Source organism: Flintibacter hominis (genome assembly GCF_014287965.1).
Taxonomy (GTDB): Bacteria; Bacillota; Clostridia; order Oscillospirales; family Oscillospiraceae; genus Lawsonibacter; species Lawsonibacter aceti.
Genome location: NZ_JACOPO010000005.1, coordinates 193,766 through 215,502 on the forward strand (window position 1 = coordinate 193,766; position 21,737 = coordinate 215,502).

Consider the following 21,737-nt stretch of genomic DNA (forward strand, 5'->3'; position numbering starts at 1 on the left):
CTGAAATCGAGGTGTTCATCATGGCGCACATTCTGAAGGACTACATCGCCCTGCTGGATCGCTCCGGCCTCTTAGCCGCCCCCATTCCCAGGGAAATAGACCAGACCGCCCCGGTGGCTCTGGTGTCTTACGACTCCCGAGAGGTGGTCCCCGGTACCCTGTTTCTTTGCAAGGGAGCCCACTTTAAGCCGGAATTTCTGGAAATGGCCCAGGAGAGAGGGGCGCTGGCCTATGTGAGCCAGGTCCCCTATCCCCAGTCTGACCTGCCCTGCCTTCAAGTCCATGATATGCGCTCGGCCATCGCTCCCCTGGCCGACCTGTTCTACGGCCACCCCTCCGGAAAGCTGAAGGTCATCGGCCTGACGGGCACCAAGGGGAAGTCCTCTACCGCCTACTATTTGAAATATATCCTGGATGAGTATATGGCCGAGCGGGAGAAGCCGGAGAGCGGCATCATCTCCTCCATTGACACCTATGACGGGGTGGAGCGGTTCGAGTCCCACCTCACCACACCCGAACCGCTGGAGCTCCAACGCCACTTTGCCCACGGGGTGGAAGCGGGGATGGAGTATCTCACCATGGAGGTATCCAGCCAGGCCCTGAAATACCACCGGACTCTGTGTACCGAGTTCGCCGCCGCCTGCTTTCTCAACATCGGCCTTGACCACATCTCACCCATTGAGCACCCGGACTTTGAGGACTACTTCTCCTCCAAGCTGAAAATTTTTTCCCAAGGGGCTGTCAACTGCGTCAACCTGGACTGCGACTACGCCGACCGGGTGCTAGAGGCGGCCCGGGCGGCGGGCAGGCCCTTGTTCACCTTTTCTCAGAAGGATCAGGAGGCGGATGTCTACGCCTCCCAGGTCCGCAAGCGGGGGAACGACATTCTGTTCCGGGTCCGCACCCGGCGCTATCTGCGGGAATTTCGGCTGACTATGCCCGGCCTGTTCAACGTGGAGAACGCGCTGGCCGCCATCGCCGTGTGCGAGGCGCTGAACATCCCGGAGCGGTGTGTCTATGTGGGGCTGATGAAGGCCCGGGTCCCCGGCCGGATGGAGATTTACTCTAATGCTGATGAAACGGTCACCGCCATCGTAGACTATGCCCACAACCGAATGAGCTTCGAAACGCTGTTCCGCTCTGTCCAGGCGGAATATCCCGGCCGGCGGATCGTCACCGTCTTTGGCTGTCCGGGGAAAAAGGCCCTGGACCGGCGGAAGGACCTGGGGGAGATTTCGGGCAAATACTCCGATCTGGTGGTCCTCACCGAGGAGGACAGCGGAGAGGAGGACACCCTGGACATCTGCCGGGAGATCGCCTCCTATGTGGCCGGACAGAACTGCGAGTGGTCCATTGAGCCCAACCGGGGGGAGGCTATCCGCCAGGCTGTCCTGGGCTGTCATGTCCCCTCCGTCCTGCTCATCACTGGAAAGGGGGCGGAGACCCGCCAGAAGCGGGGGAATGAGTATGTGGACACCCCCTCTGACGTGGATTATGTCCAGGCTTTCCTGCGGGAGTACGATGTCCAGCATGGTCTGGACGGCATGGAAAAGGTACGCAATCTGCTGTCCATCCTGCCCATTCTGAATCGGCATGAGGGGAAGACCGTAGTGGTCAAGTACGGTGGCTCCGCCATTGGGGCGGAGGCCGCCCTGGACACCACCCTCCAAGATGTGGCCGCCCTTCGGATGGTGGGTATGCGGGTGGTGCTGGTCCACGGGGGCGGAAAGCACATTACTGCCCTGCTGGACAAGCTGCAGGTGCCCACCCGCTTTGAGAACGGCTACCGGGTCACTGACGAGGCCGCCCTGGAGGCGGCGGAGATGGCCCTGTCCGCCCAGGTGAACAAGGCCATCGTCCGGGACCTGGCCCGGTTAGAGGTCTCCGGTGTGGGCATTTCGGGCAAGGACGGCGGGCTCATCACCGCCGTGGTCAAGGACCCGGCTCTGGGGCGGGTGGGAAGCATCACCCGTGTAGACCCCAGAGTGCTGACCACCCTGCTGGATGGGGATTTTGTGCCCGTGGTCTCTCCCATCGCCCTGGGAGAAGACGGCGACGGCCTGAACTGCAACGCTGACGACGCCGCCCGGGCGGTGGCCGAGGCTCTGGGGGCGGAGAGCCTGGTTTTTCTCACCGACGTGGGGGGCATCCTGATCGACAGCCACAACAGCAAGACCGCCGTGGACCACATGGACGTCAAGCGGGCGGAGGAGCTCATCGACACGGGCCTCATCGCCGGGGGCATGGTGCCCAAGGTGCGGGGCTGCATCCACGCCATTCGGGCCGGAGTGGGCCAGGTGTCCATTTTGGACGGCCGGGTGGAGCACTCCCTGCTGCTCCATATGCTGGGCCAGCGGGCCTCTGGAACGACGATCACAGGATAAACAAAAAGGATGGCCTACTCGGCCATCCTTTTTTCATATTTTTTCAACAAGTCCTCCACAGCCTCGTCAATCAGGCGGGATTTGGGGACCCTTGTCTTTTTAGACAGCTTGTCAAAGGGCTCTACCAGCTCATTGGCAAGGGATGTGATGAGTTTTTTTCGATTGACCAATACTGCTTCTCCCATAATCGCATCACCTATGTACTATATAGTTACTATCTACTGTCATTAGGGTAACAGTAATTTTTTTCACCGTCAAGTAGTGTCCATATATTGACTTCATGGTAACTATATGGTATCGTTTGCTTGAGGTGATACTATGGAACAATCATACAAAACTGTATCCGTCCGAATGTCCCAGGAGCTCTACACCGCCCTGAAGGATCTGGCGGACCGGGACTGCCGCTCTGTCCCCAGCTACATCCGAAAGCTCCTGCGGGAACACATCCGCCGGCTTCCACCAGAGGAGTGAAGGCGCGGGGCGCGGGGGAGAGGACTGCCCCATATTGCCGGCGGGGCCGCCCATGACAGCCATGGGCGGCCCCGCGCTCTTTAATTGAACTTATAAATCTTCCGGGCCAGCCGGTAGAGCCCCACCGACAGCCGCCGCCCCTGGTAGCCGGGGAAGGCGGTAAAGGCGGAGACCGCCCGGTACTTCATCTTGTGGTACACCGCGCTGTCCACCGTCCGCAGGTACTCCCACAACTGGGTCCGCTTACCCAGTGCTTCGGGGGAATTGTCGATAATCAGGAAAATGGAGGAAATAGCCATCATCATGGCCAGGTAGTTGAACATATAGCGGCCCAGCTTCTTGTGCTGGGCGCTGACCTGGCGCAGATCGTGAGAGCCGATCATGTGATAGGTGACCCGCAGCTGCTGGTCCACCCGTGTGACCATCACCTTCTCGTTGACCGACTGGTCCGCCCGACCGATAAAGTAGCGGTACAAGTCCACATCCATGTAGTACATATTCTTCACCGCCGGCAGGGGCTGATAGACAAAGATATTGTCCACATAGAAGGTGTGTTTGGGCAGCTCCAGCCCGCAGTCCCGCAGCAGCTGAGTGCGGTAGATGACGCTGTGCATCAGCAGATACTGGGAGGGACGGAACCGCCCGATCTGCTCCCAGCCAAAGACCCGGCCCACGGGAAATACGTTCCGGTAGTTCACTACCTTTTGGGTGTTGTCCTCCACATGCTCATAGACATAGTTGGCGATCATCATATCGATGGGCTTTTCGTCCCGCTGGAACTGCCGCAGCTTGTCCAGCACCTTTTTCAGCGCGTCCACGTCCACCCAGTCGTCCGAGTCCACTACTTTATAGTAGACGCCCTGGGCGTTTCGGATGCCCTGGTTGACTCCCTCTCCATGACCGCCGTTCTCCTGGTGGATGGCCCGGACAATACCGGGATACCGCTCCTGGTAACGGTCACAGATGGCCGGGGTCTCATCCTTGGTGGAGCCGTCGTCCACCAGGATGATCTCAATATCGTCCCCTCCCTGGAGCAGTGTGTCCACACAGTGCTCCATATAGGCCGCCGAGTTATAGCAGGGGACCGCGAAAGTAATGAGCTTTTCCATGTCTTTCTCTCCCATTGTACGTGGATTTCCTCAGCAGGAACCAAGTTCCCGCCGCGCTTTTAGCCTCTCAGTCGCCCCGCCGGGCTCCGAATTGGCTAGAGTTTTTCTGCCAGCTCCAGTGCTTTCCCGGCAATCGCGTCCATGTTATAGTATTTGTATTCGGCCAGACGGCCCAGCAGATGGAGGTTGGAGAACCGGTCCGCCTCCGCCCTGTATTTCGCGTATAGGGCGTTGTTCTCCGGGTTGATGATCGCATAATAGGGGATCTCGCCCCTCTCCCCGGTATACGCCTTGGAATATTCCTTTACAATCGTAGTCACGCCGGGCGCCGCCTGGCCGGTCAGGTGTTTGAACTCAGTGATGCGGGTAAAGTCCTCGTCCACTGTGTAATTGACTGTGCCGTACCCCTGGAAGTCGTCCTGCTCCAGCGTTTCGAAGGCAAAATCCAGCGTGCGGTAGGGGAGGGGGCCGAACCGGAAGCCAAACAGCTCGTCCGCCTGGCCGGTGTAGATAACCTGGCCGTCAAAGGGGGCGCCGTCTACCTTCAGTGTGTTACCGGACAGGTCCAACCGACCCAAGGCGTCCGTCCCCAGCTCCACGGTGATGCTGGGATGGTCCAGCATCCTTTCAAACATGGGGGTATAGCCCTCCAAAGGCATCCCCTGGTATGTATCCTGAAAATAGCGGTCGTCCCTGGACAGGAACACGGGCACCCGTGCGGTGGTATTTGGGTCAATGTCCTCCGGCCTCTGGCCCCACTGCTTCATGGTGTAGTGGACAAAGACGTGCTCGTACACATAATCCGCCAGGGCGGCGATTGACGGGTCCTGATTTTGCCGCAGTTCCAGAATGGTGACCTTTTTCTCCGCTCCATAGGCGGCGGTCAGCTTATCCCCCAGCCGTCTCCCCTCCTCCGGACCGAAGGCCGTTTCCAGGGAGGTCAGGTTGAAGGGCACCGGATAGGTTATCCGTCCGCCCCGGCCGTCCGGGATATTGGCCACCACCCGGTGCTGGTAGTCCCGCCACCGGGTGAACCGGGAAAGCCAGTCAAAGACCTGTTTGTCATTGGTGTGGAAGATATGGGGGCCGTATTGGTGGATCAGCACCCCCGCCTGGTCCGGACGGTCATAGGCATTGCCGCCAATGTGGTCCCTCCGCTCCAGCACCAGGACCCGTTTCCCCTGATCCGCCAAAGCGCGGGCGGCCACGGCGCCGGCATAGCCCGCTCCCACGGCCAGAACGTCAAATTTCTCCTCCAAGCTCCATCCCACCTCGTTTTCCGGCCTGCTGGCCGTTATAGATGTTCCTTTGTATCATATCACACTTTCCCGGAAAAGGAAATTAAAATTCCTTGAAGATTGGATAAAATAAGCGTAATATGCTGTTCCATCCCCCTTGACATTCCCCGAAAAAGCAGATAAGATATCAACTGCATATAGAAACACGCGATGAAAAGGACGAGTATCCACCCCTGAATGGTACAGAGAGCCGCCGGTCCGGTGCGAGGCGGACAGGAGGGGGAGGGGAAAATCACCTTGGAGCAGAGGGCCGAACCGGGAAGCGCTGTGAGATCAGGCTTCCCTGACAGTAAGCGCCTCCGGACGCCCCCGTTACCAGGCAGGCTTGAGTGGCCGTGGTCTTTTCCCGCGGCAAGAAGAGTGGTACCGCAGAGGATGTTTCGCCTTTGTCTCTTTCGGGGGACAGAGGCGTTTTCTTTTTTGAAAGGAGCGGCTTCTATGACTGCCCCCAATGTGGACGCCCTATGGAGGAGGGGACGATGCACACCTAAAAATACCCCTTCTGGACTCAACAGGAATTACGGTTTTTCCGCGGTCCGACGGACGTGGTGGAGCTGGGGCCCCACGGTGACGATACCACCAGTATGTTTACCCGGGACCCGTTTCCCCAATTTCCCCATACGATGCTCTGCCGGCACTGCGGCTTAGTCACATTCCCATGTAATCTGATAGAAAAGTCTAAAAAAGACCTGAAATAGGAGGAAGCAAACCAATGGACTACAACAAGACCATCAACCTGCCCAAGACCGATTTCCCCATGCGGGCCGGACTGCCCGCCCGGGAGCCCGGTATGCTGGAGGGCTGGGAGAAGCTGGACCTGTATCACGAGCTGCTGAAGAAGAACGAGGGCAAGCCCCTGTTCTCCCTGCACGACGGCCCTCCCTTCTCCAACGGCAATCTGCACATGGGCCACGCTCTGAACAAGTCCATCAAGGACTTCATGGTCCGGGCCGCGGCCATGCGGGGCCGCTACACCCCCTATATCCCCGGCTGGGACAACCACGGTATGCCCATCGAGTCCGCTATCATCAAGGAGCAGAAACTCAACCGCAAGCAGATGAGCGTCCCCGAATTCCGCACCGCCTGTCACGACTACGCCCAGAAGTATGTGGATATCCAGCGGGAGGGCTTTAAGCGGCTGGGCGTGGTGGGGGACTGGGAGAACCCCTACCTCACAATGGACCCCGGCTTCGAGGCAGAGGAGGTCAAGGTTTTTGGCGAGATGTACAAGAAAGGCTACATCTATAAGGGCCTGAAGCCTGTGTACTGGTGCCCCAAGGATGAGACCGCCCTGGCCGAAGCGGAGATCGAGTATCAGGACGACCCCTGTACCACCGTATATGTCAAATTCCAGGTCAGGGACGATCTGGGCAAGCTCAGTCAGTACGGCGATCTGTCCAAAATGTACTTTGTGATCTGGACCACCACCATCTGGACCCTGCCTGGCAACCTGGCCATCGCTGTTCACCCCCGGGAGAGCTATGTGCTGGTAAAGGCGGACAACGGCGAAATGTATATTATGGCCGAGGCCCTGTGCGCCAAGGTGATGAAGATCGGCGGCTTTGAGAATTATGAGATCGTCAAGCAGTTCAAGGGCGCTGACTTTGAGTATATGCTGGCCCAGCATCCCTTCCTGGACAAGACCAGCCAGCTCTGCACCGCCGAGTATGTCACTATGGACTCAGGCACCGGCTGTGTCCACACCGCCCCCGGCTTTGGCGCAGACGACTACGAGACCTGCAAACGCTACAAAATCGAGATGGTGGTGCCCGTGGACGACCGGGGCCGCCACACCGATTACGCCGGAAAATACGCCGGCATGAAGACCGAGGAGTCCAATCCCGTCATTCTGGCCGATATGAAGGAGAGCGGCGCCCTCTTCGCCAGCGAGGACATCGTCCACTCCTACCCCCACTGCTGGCGCTGCAAGAATCCCATCATTTTCCGGGCTACCCCCCAGTGGTTCTGCTCTGTAGACGCCTTCAAGGAGCAGGCCGTGGCCGCCTGCGACGACGTGCGGTGGATCCCTGGCTGGGGCATTGACCGGATGAAGTCCATGATCCGGGAGCGGGCCGACTGGTGCATCAGCCGCCAGCGCCGCTGGGGTCTGCCCATCCCCGTGTTCTACTGTCAGGACTGCGGCAAGCCCATCTGCAACGACGACACCATCTCCGCCGTGTCCAAGCTCTTTGGTGAGAAGGGCTCTAACGCCTGGTACGAGATGGAGGCCGCTGACATTCTGCCTGCCGGCTTCTCCTGTCCCCACTGTGGGAGCAAAGCAGGCTTTACCAAGGAGGAGGACACTCTGGACGGGTGGTTCGACTCCGGCTCCACCCACTACGCCTCCATGAAGAAGGACCAGGGCTTCTGGCCCGCCACCGTCTATATGGAGGGCCTGGACCAGTACCGGGGATGGTTCCAGTCCAGCCTGCTCACCGCCGTGGGCGCTCTGGGCCAGGGCGCTCCCTTTAAGGAGTGCGTCACCCACGGCTGGACCGTGGATGGCGAGGGTAAGGCCATGCACAAATCTTTGGGCAACGGTGTAGACCCCGCCGACATCTTTAAGAAGTACGGCGCCGACCTGATCCGCCTGTGGGCCGGCTCCGCCGACTACCATGTGGACGTGCGTTGCTCGGACAATATCTTCAAGCAGCTCAGTCAGAATTATCTAAAGTTCCGCAACACCGCCCGCTACTGCCTGGGCAATCTGGATGGGTTTGACCCCAACTGCCTGGTCCAGCCTGGGGAGATGCTGGAGCTGGACCGCTGGGCCGTTACCAAGCTGAACCAGCTCATTGAAAAGTGCTTCGCCGCCTATGATGAGTACGAGTTCCATGTGGTGTCCCACGCCATCAATGACTTCTGCGTGGTGGAGCTGTCCTCCTTCTATCTGGACATCATCAAGGACCGGCTGTACTGCGAGGGCAAGGACAGCCTGGAGCGCCGCTCCGCCCAGACCGCCCTGTTCCTTATCCTGGACACCATGACCAAGCTGTTTGCCCCCATCCTGGCCTTCACCTGCGACGAGATCTGGCTGGCCATGCCCCACCGGGCGGAGGACGACGGCCGGAACGTGCTTCTCAACGAGATGAACAAGCCCTTTGCCGACTATGCCCTCACCCAGGAGCAGATGGCCCAGTGGGATAAGATCATTGCCGTCCGGGACGCGGTCAACGTCGCTCTGGAGGCAGCCCGGAACGAGAAGAAGATCGGTAAGAGCCTAGAGGCCGACGTGGCCCTCACCGTCCCGTCCGAGGACGCCTTCCTGGCCGAGATGGACAGCGCCCTCCTGGCCGACCTGTTCATCGTTTCCCAGGTGGAGATCACGGTGGGCGGCGAGCTGGCTGTCTCTGTGTCCGAGGCCGCCGGTCAGAAGTGTGAGCGCTGCTGGAAGCACCATCCCCTGGTGGGTGCCGATATGGCTCATCCCACACTCTGCCCCAGATGCGCAGGCGTCATCGCAAAGTCTACCTCTTTTGAGGCGCTTTAACAGCCACCCCCTCTCGATTCGTTCTCCTGCGCCGAACCTTCAAATAATGATCGCTTCACGCAGGAAGCGCAATGGAACTGGAAAGAAAAAAGTTGCCTGGACGGATGTCCAGGCAACTTTTTTCTTTTGTCCATGAGTCTATTCCGCCCAAGTCGTACTCTCCCCTCAGGAGACCCCAATCATCCACCGCTACGCCATAACACCGGCCGTATCATCGGACTGCCCTAGTCCTTCCCTTCACTCCACAGGCGCCTCCTTATTTTATTTTAATGCCTCCGGACAAACTCTTTGCCCTCCTTAATCCCTCTGACACTATACTTGTGCCAAACAGAGGGAGGTACCTCATATGAATCACGGCATCTTGACCCTGCTGCCCATCGTAACAGTGGTGGCTATCGCATTAAAAACCCGACGAACTCTGGAGCCCCTAATCGCGGGCACCCTGGTTGCCTATCTGATCATTGATGGACCCAAATTTATCTTCGGCTGGATGGACGCCTTTTTCCGGGTGGCCACCAGCTATGACCACCAGTGGGTATTTATGGTTTGTTTACTGTTTGGCAGCCTCATTGCCCTCCTGGGGGCCTCCCACGGCACCATGGGCTTTTCCAAAATACTGGACAAGCTGTGCCGAGGGCCAAAAAGCACACTGATTATCACCTGGATTATGGGCATCCTGATTTTTGTAGACGACTATCTCAACATCATGACTCTATCCATCTGCATGAAAAAAGAAACGGACAAACACCATATCCCCAGGGAGTCCCTCTCCTATGTTATCGATTCCACCGGCGCCCCGGTCTGCGCTCTGCTCCCCTTCTCCACTTGGGCTGTGTTCTTTTCCGGTCTTTTCTTTGCTGAGGCCGGCGTCCCAGAACTGGGCTACGGGAGCGGCATCTCTACCTTTTACCGGGTCATTCCCTTTGTGTTTTATGCTATCGCCGCTGTGGTCATCGTGCCCCTGTTCGCCCTGTCCGTCATCCCACCTATGGGCAAGATGCGGGCGGCCTACCAGCGGGCGGCGAAGACCGGAGCGGTCTACTCCCCAGAGAGCGAACTGATGAACTTGGAGGGCGAGGATGATGCCCCTGATATACAGGGCAATGTATGGAACTTCGTCATTCCCATCGGCGTACTCATCGTCCTGGCTATCGTGGGGGGTGAGCTGTTTCTGGCCGTCATAGCCGCCATCGCTATCTGCCTGCTCCTGTATGTCCCCCAGCGGATCATGTCCCTGTCCAAGGCTTGCGACTTGGCCATGCACGGCTTCTGCAATATGATCCCCACCGTGGCCATCATTTACTTTGCCTTTGTCATGCAGGAGGCCATGAACGAAATCGGCATTGCTCCCTACATTATTAATTTGGTTCAGCCCTTTATGAGCGCAGAATTTTTTCCTTGCATTACCTTCCTGGTGGTAGCCGCCCTCAACTTTTCCACTGGCAGTGTGTGGGGCATCCCCGCTATCGTGGTCCCCGTTATCCTGCCCTTAGCCGTTTCTCTGGATGCCAATCTGCTGGTTGTTATGGGAGCCGTGGTATCTGGAGCAGTATTAGGCAGCCACGCCTGCTTTTACTCCGACGCCACCGTTCTTACCTCCAGTTGCTGTAAAATGGAAAATATGGACCACGCCCTTTCCCAGTTTCCCTATGCCATGCTGGCCGCCGCCATCGCTGCGGCAGGCTATCTGCTGTGCGGATTCTTACTGTGACAGGAGGTCTTACCCTATGAAACTACTCACTGGTGACATTACCAAAATAGAGACAGATGCCATCGTCAATGCCGCCTCCCCCGATCTGCGTCGGTCTCCCGGCATCTGCGATGCCATTTTTGCCGCCGCTGATACCAGGGCCCTTACTGCCGCCTGCAAAAAACTGCGCCGCTGTCCTGTGGGTACGGCAGTAGTCACCCCGTCCTTCGGTCTTCCCTGTAAGTATATCATCCATGTGGCCCTGGGTGAGTGGATGGGGGACCTGCGAACTGGAAAGCGGCTGATGGAGGCTTGCTACCGCCACGCCATGCAGCAAGCCCTGATGTGCCGGTGCAGAACTCTGGCCTTCCCCCTGGTCTTTTCCGGAGCCTTTCATCTACCCAGAATGGAGGCCCTCACAGTAGCAGAAAAAGCGATCCTGAAATTTGAAGCCAAACATCCAGAGTTAGATGTGTCCCTGGTCCTCTACACCCCCCAGATACTGGCCCAGGCTCAGGCTGTGCTGCGCCAGCTTTGTCCAGAGAACTAAAGACAGCGGAAGGGCCAATAAATTGGTCCTTCCGCTGTTTTTAGGCTATTTTTCGCTTTCTCTGTTCTTCAGATACTCCTCCATCACCCGAAGGATCAGAGCGGTGACGCTGCGCCGTTCCCGCTTGGCCTGGGCCGTTAACTCCTCCTTGAGCTTTTTGGACAGCCGTAAGCTGATCTGAGCGTCTGACTTGGCCACAGGATCACCTCCTTTTTTCTATCATACCGAAATGGAGGCTCCGTCGGTCGCATGACTTTGTATTATTTCGCATTATTTTTACGCTTCAACTCTTCGCCTCTGGCGGGCAGCAGGACCACTACATCTTGCGGATCTGGGAAAAGATAAAAAATTTCCTTGGAATACGGGACTTTTTTCTTTACATAGGGGGAAAATTGTGATATATTAACCCAGCATGAGAATGCGTCGGTATGCCCACTGGCTTGGTTCCGGGATATGGCCCGCGCAGGTGCGCGGGGTTCTGCCCGCCCGCTACCCAGCCCTTAGGGTAAAACAACAAGCGGCTTTACCGTTAGACGGGAAAGTAGTATGCCGCAATTAAGAAAGGTGGAAATTTCATGATTCGCAAGGACGAAAAGACGGCCGTTATTGAGGCCAACCGCACCCATCCCACTGACACCGGCTCCCCCGAGGTCCAGATCGCCATTCTAACCGCCCGCATCAACGAGTTGACCGAGCACCTGAAGGTCCACAAGCAGGATAACCACTCCCGCCGCGGTCTGCTGAAAATGGTCGGTAAGCGCCGCAAGATGCTGGACTACCTGATGGCCAAGGACATCGAGCGGTACCGCGCTATTATCGCCAAGCTGGGCATTAGAAAATAAGTTTATGCCGCATAGGGCAGCGCGTTCCGCGTGCTGCCCTATGTTCGCATATAAAACCAAACGAAAACTCCGAATTTCCCGCACTTTTTTAGCAGTTGAATATGAGCCGAAGCGCCGAATTTCCCAGCAGGGGTGCTTAGACCGGGGCGAAGGCGAGAACCCAGGAAAGGAACTTTCTGGCTCGATCCTATCCGTTTCGGCCTGTATTCAAGTGCTAAAGAGTTGTTGGACGTTCGGAAAAATTTGAAACAAAGGAGAATCCGAGATGTCAACTATCATCAAGCACAAACAGTTCCCCAAGTACAGGACCTGGACCATGGACTTGTGCGGCCGGCCTCTGACCATTGAAGTGGGTAAGACCACCGAGCTGGCCTCCGCCGCCGCCTGGGTCAAGTACGGTGACACCACGGTCCATGTGGCGGTCACGGTGTCCCCCCGTCCCCGGGACGGCATCGACTTCTTCCCCCTGTCCGTGGAGTTTGAGGAAAAGCTATACGCCGTGGGCCGCATCCCCGGCAGCTTTATGCGCCGGGAGGGCCGCCCCTCTCTGCCCGCCGTGCTGGCCAGCCGCCTGATCGACCGGCCTATGCGTCCCCTGTTCCCCTATGACTTCCGCAACGACGTGTGCATTCAGTGCACTGTCATGAGTGTGGACTACGACTGCTCCCCCGAGGTGGCCGCCATGATCGGCGCCTCCGCCTGCGTCAGCTATTCTGAGATCCCCTTCGCCGGCCCCATCGGCTGTCTGGAGGTGGGCTACTGTGACGGCCAGATTGTCCTGAACCCCAATCAGGAGCAGCGCAAGACCAGCCGCATGGACGTCACTGTGGCCGCCACACGGGAAAAGGTGGTCATGATCGAGGCCGGCGCCGACGAGATCCCCGACGAGATCATGTACGCCGGCATCGTGAAGGCCCACGAGGAGATCCGCAAGCAGATCGACTTTATTGACCAGATCGTCTCCGAGATCGGCAAGCCCAAGATGGAGTATGACCACGCCCAGTTCAACCAGGAGCTGTTCGACAAGATCGTGGACGAGTTCATGGACGAGGCCAAGGAGGCCATGGACACCGACGACAAGAATGTCCGGGAGACCCGCTGGAACGCCATGATCGACAAGTGGCACGAGAAGTATCTGGAGGAGTATCCGGATATGGACCAGTACCTGGAAGAGTTCACCTATAAGTTCCAGAAGAAGATCGTCAAGGCCTGGCTGCTGGAGGGCCACCGTGTGGACGGCCGCGCCAAAAACGAGATCCGTCCCCTGGCCGCCGAGGTGGGCGTCCTGCCCCGGGTCCACGGCTCCGGCCTGTTTACCCGGGGCCAGACCCAGGTGCTGTCCGTGTGTACCCTGAACACTCTGGCCGCCAGCCAGAAGCTGGACACCATCTGGGAAGAGGAAGAGAAGCGGTATATGCACCACTACAACTTCCCCCCCTACTCCGTGGGCGAGGCCCGTGCCCCCCGCTCCACCAACCGCCGGGAGTACGGCCACGGCGCCTTGGCCGAGCGGGCCCTGGTGCCTGTGCTCCCCTCTGTGGAGGAGTTCCCCTACGCCATCCGTGTAGTGTCCGAGGTACTGTCCTCCAACGGCTCCACCTCCCAGGGCTCCATCTGCGGCTCCACTCTGGCTCTGATGGATGCCGGCGTACCCATCAAGGCCCCTGTGGCCGGCATCTCCTGCGGTCTGATCCAGGACGACAACGGCGGCTTTACTACCTTCATTGACATCCAGGGCGTAGAGGACTTCCACGGCGAGATGGACTTTAAGGTGGCCGGTACAAAGGCCGGCATCACCGCCATCCAGATGGACCTGAAGAACGACGGTCTGACCCATGAGATCATTAAGGAGGCACTGGACATCACCCGTGACGCCCGGTTCGCCATCCTGGACGAGATCATGCTGCCCTGCATCTCCGCCCCCCGGGCCGAGGTGAGCAAGTACGCCCCCAAGATGATCACCGTCAAGATCGATCCCGACAAGATCCGTGAGGTCATCGGCAAGGGCGGCTCCGTCATCCAGAAGATCACCGCCGAGTCTGGCGCCCAGATCGACATTGAGGATGACGGCACCATCCACATCGCCTCCCCCAACGCCGAGGCCTGCGACGCCGCCAAGAAGATGATCGAGACCATCGTCTTTGTCCCCCAGGTGGGTGAGTTGTACTACGGCAAGGTGGTCCGCATCCTCCAGTTCGGCGCCTTTGTAGAACTGGCCCCTGGCAAGGACGGCATGGTCCACATCTCCAAGCTGGCCGAGCACCGGGTGGACAAGGTGGAAGACGTGGTCAACATCGGCGATATGATCTGGGTCAAGGTCACTGAAATTGACGACAAGGGCCGGGTCAACCTGTCCTATAAGGACGCCCTGCGTGAGATCCGCGCCAGAAAAGAATCCGGCGAGCCCATCAAATAAATCTGTTCTTACCATTTAAACGAGGTGGACAGCAAAGCTGTCCACCTCGTTGCTTTTCCCTCAAAGCACAGAGGGAGTTTTCTTTTACTTTTCCAAAATATGTGCTATAATATCAACAATTCCCACACGGAGTGTCATTTGGGGACCAAAATCACGGCCGTTCTCTCCCACCCGGCCTTTTCTCCCCATAGTAAGAGGTGCCTCCCAATGAAAACGCTGCTTACCATCATGCGACTGCCCGACGGCTCCCAGGAGCACTGCGGCCGGGCTCACACCATCTGGCTGGCCCTGGCCCTGACGGGAATGGGGTGCTGCGTCGGCGGCCTTTCCCTGTTTTTTTCCGCTACCGCCTATGTCAGTCTGAACTCCTGGCATCTGCTGGGCGCCTATCTTTCCAGCCCCTTGCTCATGTTCTTGAATCTTCTGCCTCCTGTCCTGCTGATCTGGCTGTTCTACTTCTTGTTCCGCCGGAGCTGGGCCGCCTTTATCTGTACTTTTCTGCCCGTTTTGGCCATCGCTCTGGCCAACTACTTCAAGATCCGGCTCCGGTCGGACCCCCTGCTGGCCTCTGACTTGCTGTTGGCGGCAGAGGCCGGGGGTATCGTGGGCAACTACACACTGGACCTGACCTGGCTGGTGTGGTTTGCCCTGTTCTGCTTTGTGGCCGGGCTGCTCTTTACCATCTTCCTTATGCCCCATGGCATTCGGGGCTGGCGGGAGCGGACCTTCGGCGCCTTGTCCTGTCTGGCCTTGATTGGCGTCGCCTTTGTGTCCCTCTACCTCAACCCCACTGTCTATGACCAGACTCCCACCCAGGCCATCCGCTACGCCTGGTCCGATGTGGAGGTCTATCTGTCCAAGGGTGGACTGTACCCCTTTCTCCACTCCTTCCGGGATATGCTTCCCACCCCACCGGAAAACTACGACAAAGAGGAGGCCGACAGCCTGCTTCAGCAGTACGAGGACCAGAGCATCCCGGAGGGTCAGAAGGTATCGGTCATGGGAATCATGCTGGAGGCCTTCTGTGACCTCACCGACTTCGACGCCCTGGCCGGGCAGGAGGGGGTGGCCCAGGTCTACGCCCCCTGGCACCAGCTGGAGGCCCAGTCCATCTCCGGCGACCTGCTGACCAACATCTTTGCCGGGGGCACGGTGGACAGCGAGTGGGCCTTCCTCACCGGCTACTCCACCCATGATGAGTTTTGGAAGGACACCGACTCCTATGTGTGGTATTTGAAGGACCAGGGCTATCAGACCTTTGGCAGCCACCCCGGCTTCGGCTGGTTTTACAACCGCCAGAACGTGAACCAGTACCTGGGCTTTGAGGAATACTGGTTCACAGAGAACCACTATGGGGAGCTGGTGGACCCGGTATTCGCCCAGTGGCACTCCGACCCCCTGTTGGTCCAGGAGCTGCTGGCCCAGATGAAGGAGCGCGTCCAGAGCGGCCCCTGCTTCTCCTTCTCTGTATCCTACCAGAACCACGGCCCATACAGTACCGAGCTGCCCTCCGGGCCCCGGCACCTCACCCCAGAGGGCTCCGGTCTAAGCCAGGAGAGCTGTAATATTTGGAACAATTATCTCAACGGCGTGGCCGAGACCCTTCAGGCCCTCACCACTCTCGTCCAGGGGCTGGAGGAGATGGAGGAGCCGGTGGTGCTGGTCCTGTTCGGCGACCACAAGCCCTGGGGCGGCAACGGCAACTCCGCCTATATTGAGATGGGGGCCACCTTTGATTTGTCCACCCTGAACGGCTTCTATGACTACTATGCCACCCCCTATGTGATTTGGGCCAACTCTGCCGCCAAGGAGACCCTGGGCCGGGACTTTGTGGGGGACGGGGGAGACTTCTCCCCCTGCTTCCTGATGACAGAGCTCTTTGACCAGTGCGGCTGGACTGGCCCCGGCTTTATGGAGCTGTCCAGGCAGGTCCGGGCCGTCACCCCCCTGGTCCACACCCAGGGGCTCTATCTGGTGGACGGCCAGCTCACTGATATACTAGCGCCTGAGGATCAGGCTTTGCTGGACCAGTTTCTGTCCGCCGAATATTTCAGAGAGAACCAGCTCCTCCCCGTTGAATAGACAAGGCCCCCGCCTGATATCAGGCGGGGGCCTTTTTGATTACCGAACAAGGAGTTTCTTCATGGCCTCCTCCAGGCCGTCCACTGTCAAGGGAAACATGGGGAACTCCTGGGAAATGGCATCATAAGTCTGGCACCAGTACTGGCCCCACCCCGGCCGCTCACTGGGATTGAGCCATACCGTATGGCCAAAGCGTCCCTTCAGCAGCCGCAGCCAGTCCATGCCACACTTGGGCCCGTCCTCCCGACTGCCGCCGTAGTAGCCGCCCAGCAACTCATGGGGAGCCATCTGGGCATCCCCCACCAGGATCAGCTTATAGTCGCTGGGGATATTGGACAGCACCCAATCTGTCTGCACTGAGTTTCGGCTCATGAGCATGGGGTCCTGATACAGTCGAGAATAGACGCAGTTGTGAAAATAGTACACCTTCAGATCCTTGAAATGGCCCGACTTGGACACCGCCTGAAACAGAGCTGAACAGAGCTGACTGTAATAGTCCATAGACCCCCCGGAGTCCATCAAAAGAAGCACCTTCACCGTGTTTTCCCTGGGCCGCTTGTATCGCACCTTCAGCACGCCGCCATTGTCGGCGGTGTCTTTGATGGTGTTGTCCACGTCGAACTCCGTGGGGGGGAGGTCCACCAGTCCGGAGAACTGCCGCAGCTTCCGTAGGGCCACCTGGAACTGCCGGGTATCCAGGGTGTTATCCCGGCGGAAATCCCGAAACTTCCGCTCCCCGGCCACCCGGAAGGCCCGTCGGTACATGCTCTGGCCCCCTACTCGAATGCCCTTGGGGGACAGTCCAGAGTTTCCAAAGGTGGACATTCCGTGGGTTCCTACCCAGTAACGCCCCCCGTTGTGCTCCTCGGTCTGCTCCTCCATACGCTCCTTCAGCATCCGCTCGATCTCCTCCTCGGAGAAGCCCAGGTTTTTCAGCGCCTGTTCCTCATCCCAGCTGGCGTAGTCGGACAACACCTCGGGCCTGTTCAGCCAGTCCAGCAGCTCCTGAGACACCTCCTGCTGGAAGGGCACGTCCTTAAAATACTCCAGAAAGCAGCGGTCGAAGGTGTCAAAGTCCGCCTCGCTTTTCACCAGAAGACAGCGGCACAGGTGGTAAAAGCCCGTGAAACTGGAGCTGTGGAGCCCCTTGTCCATGGCTTCCACCAGGGCCATCCACTCAGTGAGGGACACCTTTAGGCCGTTCTTCCGCAGGAGATACAGAAAATCCTCAAACATGGCTCACCGCCACTGCCGCCGAAGCGTATCGATGTCCTCGTTTTTCTTCAGCAGCACCCCCAGATAGGGGACCTCCTTGACGATTTTATCCACATTGACGCCGCCGTGCTGAAGGGCCTGAATCCAGTCGATAATCTCACTGGTGGAGGGCTTCTTCTTAATGGTGGGCAGGGAGCGGATCTTGTAAAATGCCTCCAACACCTGGGTAAGCAGCTTGTTGTCGATGTCCGGGAAGTGGACCCGGACGATATCTGCCATCAGCTCCTTGTCGGGGAACTCGATATAGTGGAACACACACCGGCGCAGAAAGGCGTCGGGCAGCTCCTTCTCCGCGTTGGAGGTGATAATAACCACCGGCCGGTGATTGGCCTTGACCGTTCGCCCTGTCTCCGGGATATGAAACTCCATCCGGTCCAGCTCCCACAGCAGGTCATTGGGGAACTCCAGGTCCGCCTTGTCGATCTCGTCGATGAGGAGGATGACCTGTTCCTCGTCAGTAAACGCCTCGCCCAGCTTGCCCAGCTTGACATACTTCTCGATATCGTCCACGCCCTGTCCACCAAACTGGCTGTCGTAGAGCCGCTGGACTACGTCGTAGACATACAGGCCGTCCTGGGCCTTGGTGGTGGACTTGATGTTCCAGATGATGAGCTTTTTCCCCAGCGCCTGGGAGATGGCCTCGGCCAACATAGTTTTTCCGGTACCTGGCTCCCCCTTAATGAGCAGGGGCTTCTGGAGCACCATGGCGATATTGGCCGCCCGGAGCAGCTCCTCCGAGGCCACATAATTCTGACTTCCTCTAAATTCCTTCATTCCAAATATCCTTCCCGGCCCGGGGATTCGGGCCTGTGTAGTCTATGCTCCGAATTTTATAGTCTTTTGCAGAGAAAAGCAACCCCTTTCCCTGAAATTACCTGGAATCACCTGACCTCCCCAAAACTGCACCTATTTCTTGCCAAAAAAATGGTCAGAAATTATTCATAATTCCCCCTGTGGAGAAATTTTTATTCTGCTGCTCTGACTTTGCAAACGGCGCCGCGTTCCCTCTCTAGGGCTGTAAGGGCAATCCAGGACAGATATCCTCTTGGGAATACCGGCTACCTCTGTAAGTTGTCGATCTCCCTAACCAGTAGAGGATGACCCCACTCCATTTTGACAAGTTTTATTATTTTTTTGATAAGTATACTTGACACAAAAATTTCTATGTGATATGCTTTCTCCATAAGCCGGGGCCTCAAATCAGAAAACGTCCCACAGGGGAGATGGAGGAACTGTTATGGACAAAGAGAAAATTTTAGAAAAAAGCAGGAAGGAAAACATGCGCCAAGATGAGATGGAACGCACCGTCCAAGTGGAAGGGGAGTCCTTCTCTCTGATTTTCGTCTTTCTGGTTGGGCTGGTCATTCTCATCTATAATCGGCTCCACGACCTGCCTAGCAGCCAGGTGTTAGCCATGTTTTGGGCCAGTTGTGTGGGCAGCCGAGTGTACCGGCTGACCAAGCGAAAAAACATTTCTGATATCATCACTGGGCTTATTTCTCTTGCATTTCTGGTATTCTGTCTGGTAAGATATTTTACACAGGGGCGGTGATAAAATGGATGACCAGCTGATCTTAAAGAACCGGCTGAAGATAGCCCGTGCGGAAAAAAATCTGTCCCAGGGAGAACTGGCCAAGCTGGTGGGTGTATCCCGCCAGACCATTAGCTCTATCGAAACGGGGCAGTTCAACCCTACGGCCAAGCTGGCTCTGGTCCTGAGCATCGCCTTAGACAAAAAATTTGAGGACCTTTTTTACTTTGACTGACGGCTTTGAGGAGGGTGCGACTTCTATGGAATATTTTGCTGTAGCCCTGTTTTCCATCGGGGTCATTGGTATCCCCATCGCGGTCCTGTTGTACAATGACTATGGGAAAAAGCGGGGGTGCGGCCGGGGATGCGCCACCTGTGGAAATCGTTTTCTCTGCCATCCGGACCAGTATTCTGACAAACCGGAGCAAATCGACAAAAAAGAGACGTCTGGATAAAGGTGCCTCCCGATAAGAAAACATCGTGGGGCAAGAGAGAAACGGTATAGCTTCGGCTATGCCGTTTTTCTCATTCTTGCCTTGATGAAGTAACTTTCGATACTTCCAGGGCTCCAATGCCCTTATAGTAGATGTCAATTTCCTGGGTGCGGTTCTTGCCCTTTGGATCGCTGGCGGCATGGACAACGATCTTCTCGACAAACTCATGTAAGATACATGGGGTTAATTCAGGAATTTCCGTATACCGTTCTACAACGGAGAGAAACCTTTCCACATTGGCGCTTTTTTGTTCCTCTGCTTCGATTTCATCACGGAGAGCAGCCGCTACATCTTGAAGCTGATGCTGCTCTTTCTCGTAATCGGTAGAGAGCTTTTGAAAACGCTCGTCAGAAAGTTTTCCCGAAATAGTATCTTCGTAGAGCCGCTTGAAAATGGTGTCCAGCTCTGCAATCCGCTTTTCGGCATCGGCCAATGTTTTCTGCCGTTTTGCCAAATCTTGGTTACGTTGGCGCATATCCGCATCCATGACCATCTTCACAAAATCGTCTTTGCGCTGTGATGCGAAGGAAACGATCTCGCGCAGATTTTGCAGAACCAATTCTTCCAGGATAACAGTTCGGATAGAATGTGTCTGCCCACATACATCACGGCTTTTCCGATAGCCGGAACACAGATAGTATTCCTGATCGCGCCGGAAATTGGTTGCCCTGCATTGGTACATAATGGAGCCGCAGTCGGCACAGAACATCATGCCGGAGAACATACCCATTTCTCCCATCTTTGTGGGTCGGCGCCGCGTCTGCCTTGCGAGCCTTGCTGCATCGGCAATCGCCTCCGTCCAGATGGCTTCGTGGGTATTATCAAAAATCTTCCATTCGCTTTCTGGATTGTGCAAGGTCTTTTTACTCTTGTAGGATTTTTTACGGGTTTTGAAATTAACTGTGTGCCCCAGGTATTCACGCCAGCGGTCCATGATGTCGGCAATCGTAGAAGAATCCCAAGCGTAAGGAGAACCTTTCTTTGTGACATTGGTTGTTCTGCCCTTGCTCGCATAGTAAGCAGCCGGAGTAAGAATTTTTCTTTCCGTCAGTTTTCTTGCAATCTGCGAGGGTCCCAAACCATCCATGATATAGAGACCAATTTCATAAACTACCTGGGCGGCTTCTTCATCCTTCACCCATTGCTTTTTGTCATCAGACGATTTCATGTATCCATACGGAGGCAAAACAGTCAAATGTTCTCCTGCATTGCCTTTCACTTTCATAACGGCACGGATTTTTTTGCTGGTGTCTTTAGCGTACCATTCATTGATGATATTGCGGAAGGGCATAAACTCGTTGTCACCCTGAGTGCTGTCCACACCATCATTCACCGCAATAAAGTGAATATCATGTTCGGGAAACATGATTTCCGTATACATGCCGACTTGCAGATAATCACGTCCGAAACGTGACATATCCTTGATGATGACCCTCTTGACAAGGCCAGCCTCAATGTCTGCAATCATCTGCTGAAAGCCTGGGCGGTTGAAGGTCGTACCTGAGATGCCATCATCAACATAGAATTTGAAATTGCTGTATCCATGCTCACGGGCATACTTTTCCAGGATTTTTTTCTGGTTTACAATGCTATTGCTGTCACCCTGCAATTCATCATCACGGGATAAGCGACAATACAAAGCTGTAAGTTCTTCGGAGCTCATAGCCGTGTAAGGGAATTGAAGCGCGGCAGCGGTGTTTGACTGATAATACATAAATACCTCCTATCTGGCAGTCAAACACGATATTGAAGTCCAACTTCATTATACCGCGCTTTCTTTTCCCTGTCTGCCTGTTAAGAGGTTTTCAAGTCACAGTTTGTTTCTGAACATCGGCTTTTATCAGGTTCTCCAGTTTGGAGGCTATCGTCTGATTTCCCGTTTGAGGGAAAAAAGAATTGACGATAAAGGTCGTGTTGCCGATCTTCTTTTTGCTCCGCATAGGCGGGGCATATTTATTTTCAGATTGAATTTTCTGCATAATAAGGCCCCTTTCATGCCATTTCATTAAAACCATAAAAGAGGCAGAAAACGGACGGCTGCTGGCCGCAGCTCCACGGGAATCTCACCCCGGCCCATGCTGATGGGTGCGCCGCGCAATGCTTTG

At 56.6% G+C, this 21,737-nt stretch carries 19 protein-coding genes and 1 other annotated feature; of the genes, 11 read left to right on the forward strand and 8 right to left on the reverse strand.

Annotation, left to right across the window (positions count from 1 at the left end; genetic code table 11):
- Positions 1 to 20: 20 nt before the first annotated feature.
- A complete protein-coding gene (gene argB / locus H8S11_RS09460; protein ID WP_207721965.1) occupies positions 21 to 2,384 on the forward strand; it encodes an acetylglutamate kinase in 2,364 nt (787 codons plus the stop codon).
- Between the two features lie 14 nt (positions 2,385 to 2,398).
- Here argB and H8S11_RS09465 read toward each other — a convergent pair whose 3' ends face one another.
- Positions 2,399 to 2,569: a ribbon-helix-helix domain-containing protein gene (locus H8S11_RS09465; protein WP_186852942.1), complete on the reverse strand. Its 171-nt coding sequence runs from the start codon at positions 2,567 to 2,569 to the stop codon at positions 2,399 to 2,401.
- A 133-nt stretch (positions 2,570 to 2,702) separates the two neighbouring features.
- Between H8S11_RS09465 and H8S11_RS09470 the strand changes: the two genes are divergently transcribed.
- Positions 2,703 to 2,855 (forward strand): hypothetical protein, encoded by a 153-nt coding sequence (locus tag H8S11_RS09470; protein ID WP_186852943.1) that lies wholly within the window; start codon positions 2,703 to 2,705, stop codon positions 2,853 to 2,855.
- A gap of 80 nt (positions 2,856 to 2,935) precedes the next feature.
- Here H8S11_RS09470 and H8S11_RS09475 read toward each other — a convergent pair whose 3' ends face one another.
- Both H8S11_RS09475 and glf read right to left on the reverse strand, forming a co-directional pair.
- Complete coding sequence (locus H8S11_RS09475) at positions 2,936 to 3,964, reverse strand: glycosyltransferase family 2 protein (RefSeq protein ID WP_186852944.1); 1,029 nt, start codon at positions 3,962 to 3,964, stop codon at positions 2,936 to 2,938.
- A 95-nt stretch (positions 3,965 to 4,059) separates the two neighbouring features.
- On the reverse strand, positions 4,060 to 5,223 hold the full coding sequence (gene glf, locus H8S11_RS09480; RefSeq protein ID WP_186852945.1) for a UDP-galactopyranose mutase: 1,164 nt from the start codon (positions 5,221 to 5,223) through the stop codon (positions 4,060 to 4,062).
- Between the two features lie 180 nt (positions 5,224 to 5,403).
- Positions 5,404 to 5,659 (forward strand) — a binding site (T-box leader).
- A 315-nt stretch (positions 5,660 to 5,974) separates the two neighbouring features.
- Between glf and ileS the strand changes: the two genes are divergently transcribed.
- The 3 genes from ileS (at position 5,975) to H8S11_RS09495 (ending at position 10,992) form a co-directional block, all read left to right on the forward strand.
- On the forward strand, positions 5,975 to 8,752 hold the full coding sequence (ileS, locus tag H8S11_RS09485; protein WP_186852946.1) for an isoleucine--tRNA ligase: 2,778 nt from the start codon (positions 5,975 to 5,977) through the stop codon (positions 8,750 to 8,752).
- A gap of 346 nt (positions 8,753 to 9,098) precedes the next feature.
- Positions 9,099 to 10,463 (forward strand): Na+/H+ antiporter NhaC family protein, encoded by a 1,365-nt coding sequence (locus H8S11_RS09490; protein ID WP_186852947.1) that lies wholly within the window; start codon positions 9,099 to 9,101, stop codon positions 10,461 to 10,463.
- Between the two features lie 16 nt (positions 10,464 to 10,479).
- Complete coding sequence (locus tag H8S11_RS09495) at positions 10,480 to 10,992, forward strand: macro domain-containing protein (RefSeq protein ID WP_147572501.1); 513 nt, start codon at positions 10,480 to 10,482, stop codon at positions 10,990 to 10,992.
- Positions 10,993 to 11,037: 45 nt separating this feature from the next.
- On the opposite strand, the gene H8S11_RS09500 is transcribed toward H8S11_RS09495, so the two are convergent.
- Positions 11,038 to 11,190: a ribbon-helix-helix protein, CopG family gene (locus H8S11_RS09500; RefSeq protein WP_186852948.1), complete on the reverse strand. Its 153-nt coding sequence runs from the start codon at positions 11,188 to 11,190 to the stop codon at positions 11,038 to 11,040.
- A gap of 377 nt (positions 11,191 to 11,567) precedes the next feature.
- Between H8S11_RS09500 and rpsO the strand changes: the two genes are divergently transcribed.
- The 3 genes from rpsO to H8S11_RS09515 all read left to right on the forward strand — a co-directional run bounded on the left by rpsO (position 11,568) and on the right by H8S11_RS09515 (position 16,332).
- The gene (rpsO, locus tag H8S11_RS09505; protein ID WP_008982127.1) at positions 11,568 to 11,834 is read left to right on the forward strand and encodes a 30S ribosomal protein S15; all 267 of its coding nucleotides are present in this window, start codon (positions 11,568 to 11,570) and stop codon (positions 11,832 to 11,834) included.
- Positions 11,835 to 12,099: 265 nt separating this feature from the next.
- Entirely contained in the window at positions 12,100 to 14,250 is a 2,151-nt protein-coding gene (locus tag H8S11_RS09510; protein WP_147572503.1) for a polyribonucleotide nucleotidyltransferase, read from the forward strand.
- Between the two features lie 207 nt (positions 14,251 to 14,457).
- Complete coding sequence (locus tag H8S11_RS09515) at positions 14,458 to 16,332, forward strand: LTA synthase family protein (RefSeq protein WP_186852949.1); 1,875 nt, start codon at positions 14,458 to 14,460, stop codon at positions 16,330 to 16,332.
- A 39-nt stretch (positions 16,333 to 16,371) separates the two neighbouring features.
- Here H8S11_RS09515 and H8S11_RS09520 read toward each other — a convergent pair whose 3' ends face one another.
- Positions 16,372 to 17,568, reverse strand: coding sequence for a vWA domain-containing protein (locus H8S11_RS09520; protein WP_186852950.1), 1,197 nt, complete (start codon positions 17,566 to 17,568; stop codon positions 16,372 to 16,374).
- Between the two features lie 3 nt (positions 17,569 to 17,571).
- Positions 17,572 to 18,381 (reverse strand): AAA family ATPase, encoded by an 810-nt coding sequence (locus H8S11_RS09525; RefSeq protein WP_186852951.1) that lies wholly within the window; start codon positions 18,379 to 18,381, stop codon positions 17,572 to 17,574.
- Positions 18,382 to 18,844: 463 nt separating this feature from the next.
- Between H8S11_RS09525 and H8S11_RS09530 the strand changes: the two genes are divergently transcribed.
- Genes H8S11_RS09530 through H8S11_RS09540 form a run of 3 tightly spaced genes read left to right on the forward strand, consistent with a single transcriptional unit; the run spans position 18,845 to position 19,593 of the window.
- Positions 18,845 to 19,159, forward strand: a complete 315-nt coding sequence (locus H8S11_RS09530) for a DUF6442 family protein (protein ID WP_186852952.1) — start codon at positions 18,845 to 18,847, stop codon at positions 19,157 to 19,159.
- Positions 19,160 to 19,163: 4 nt separating this feature from the next.
- The gene (locus H8S11_RS09535; protein ID WP_147572509.1) at positions 19,164 to 19,373 is read left to right on the forward strand and encodes a helix-turn-helix transcriptional regulator; all 210 of its coding nucleotides are present in this window, start codon (positions 19,164 to 19,166) and stop codon (positions 19,371 to 19,373) included.
- Positions 19,374 to 19,398: 25 nt separating this feature from the next.
- Positions 19,399 to 19,593 carry a hypothetical protein gene (locus tag H8S11_RS09540; RefSeq protein ID WP_147572510.1) on the forward strand — a complete coding sequence of 65 codons (195 nt, stop codon included), beginning with the start codon at positions 19,399 to 19,401 and terminating at the stop codon, positions 19,591 to 19,593.
- A gap of 70 nt (positions 19,594 to 19,663) precedes the next feature.
- Here H8S11_RS09540 and H8S11_RS09545 read toward each other — a convergent pair whose 3' ends face one another.
- Together H8S11_RS09545 and H8S11_RS14265 are read right to left on the reverse strand one after the other, a co-directional pair.
- On the reverse strand, positions 19,664 to 21,346 hold the full coding sequence (locus tag H8S11_RS09545) for a recombinase family protein (RefSeq protein WP_199720393.1): 1,683 nt from the start codon (positions 21,344 to 21,346) through the stop codon (positions 19,664 to 19,666).
- Between the two features lie 91 nt (positions 21,347 to 21,437).
- A complete protein-coding gene (locus tag H8S11_RS14265) occupies positions 21,438 to 21,647 on the reverse strand; it encodes a transposon-encoded TnpW family protein (RefSeq protein ID WP_117515676.1) in 210 nt (69 codons plus the stop codon).
- Positions 21,648 to 21,737: the final 90 nt, after the last annotated feature.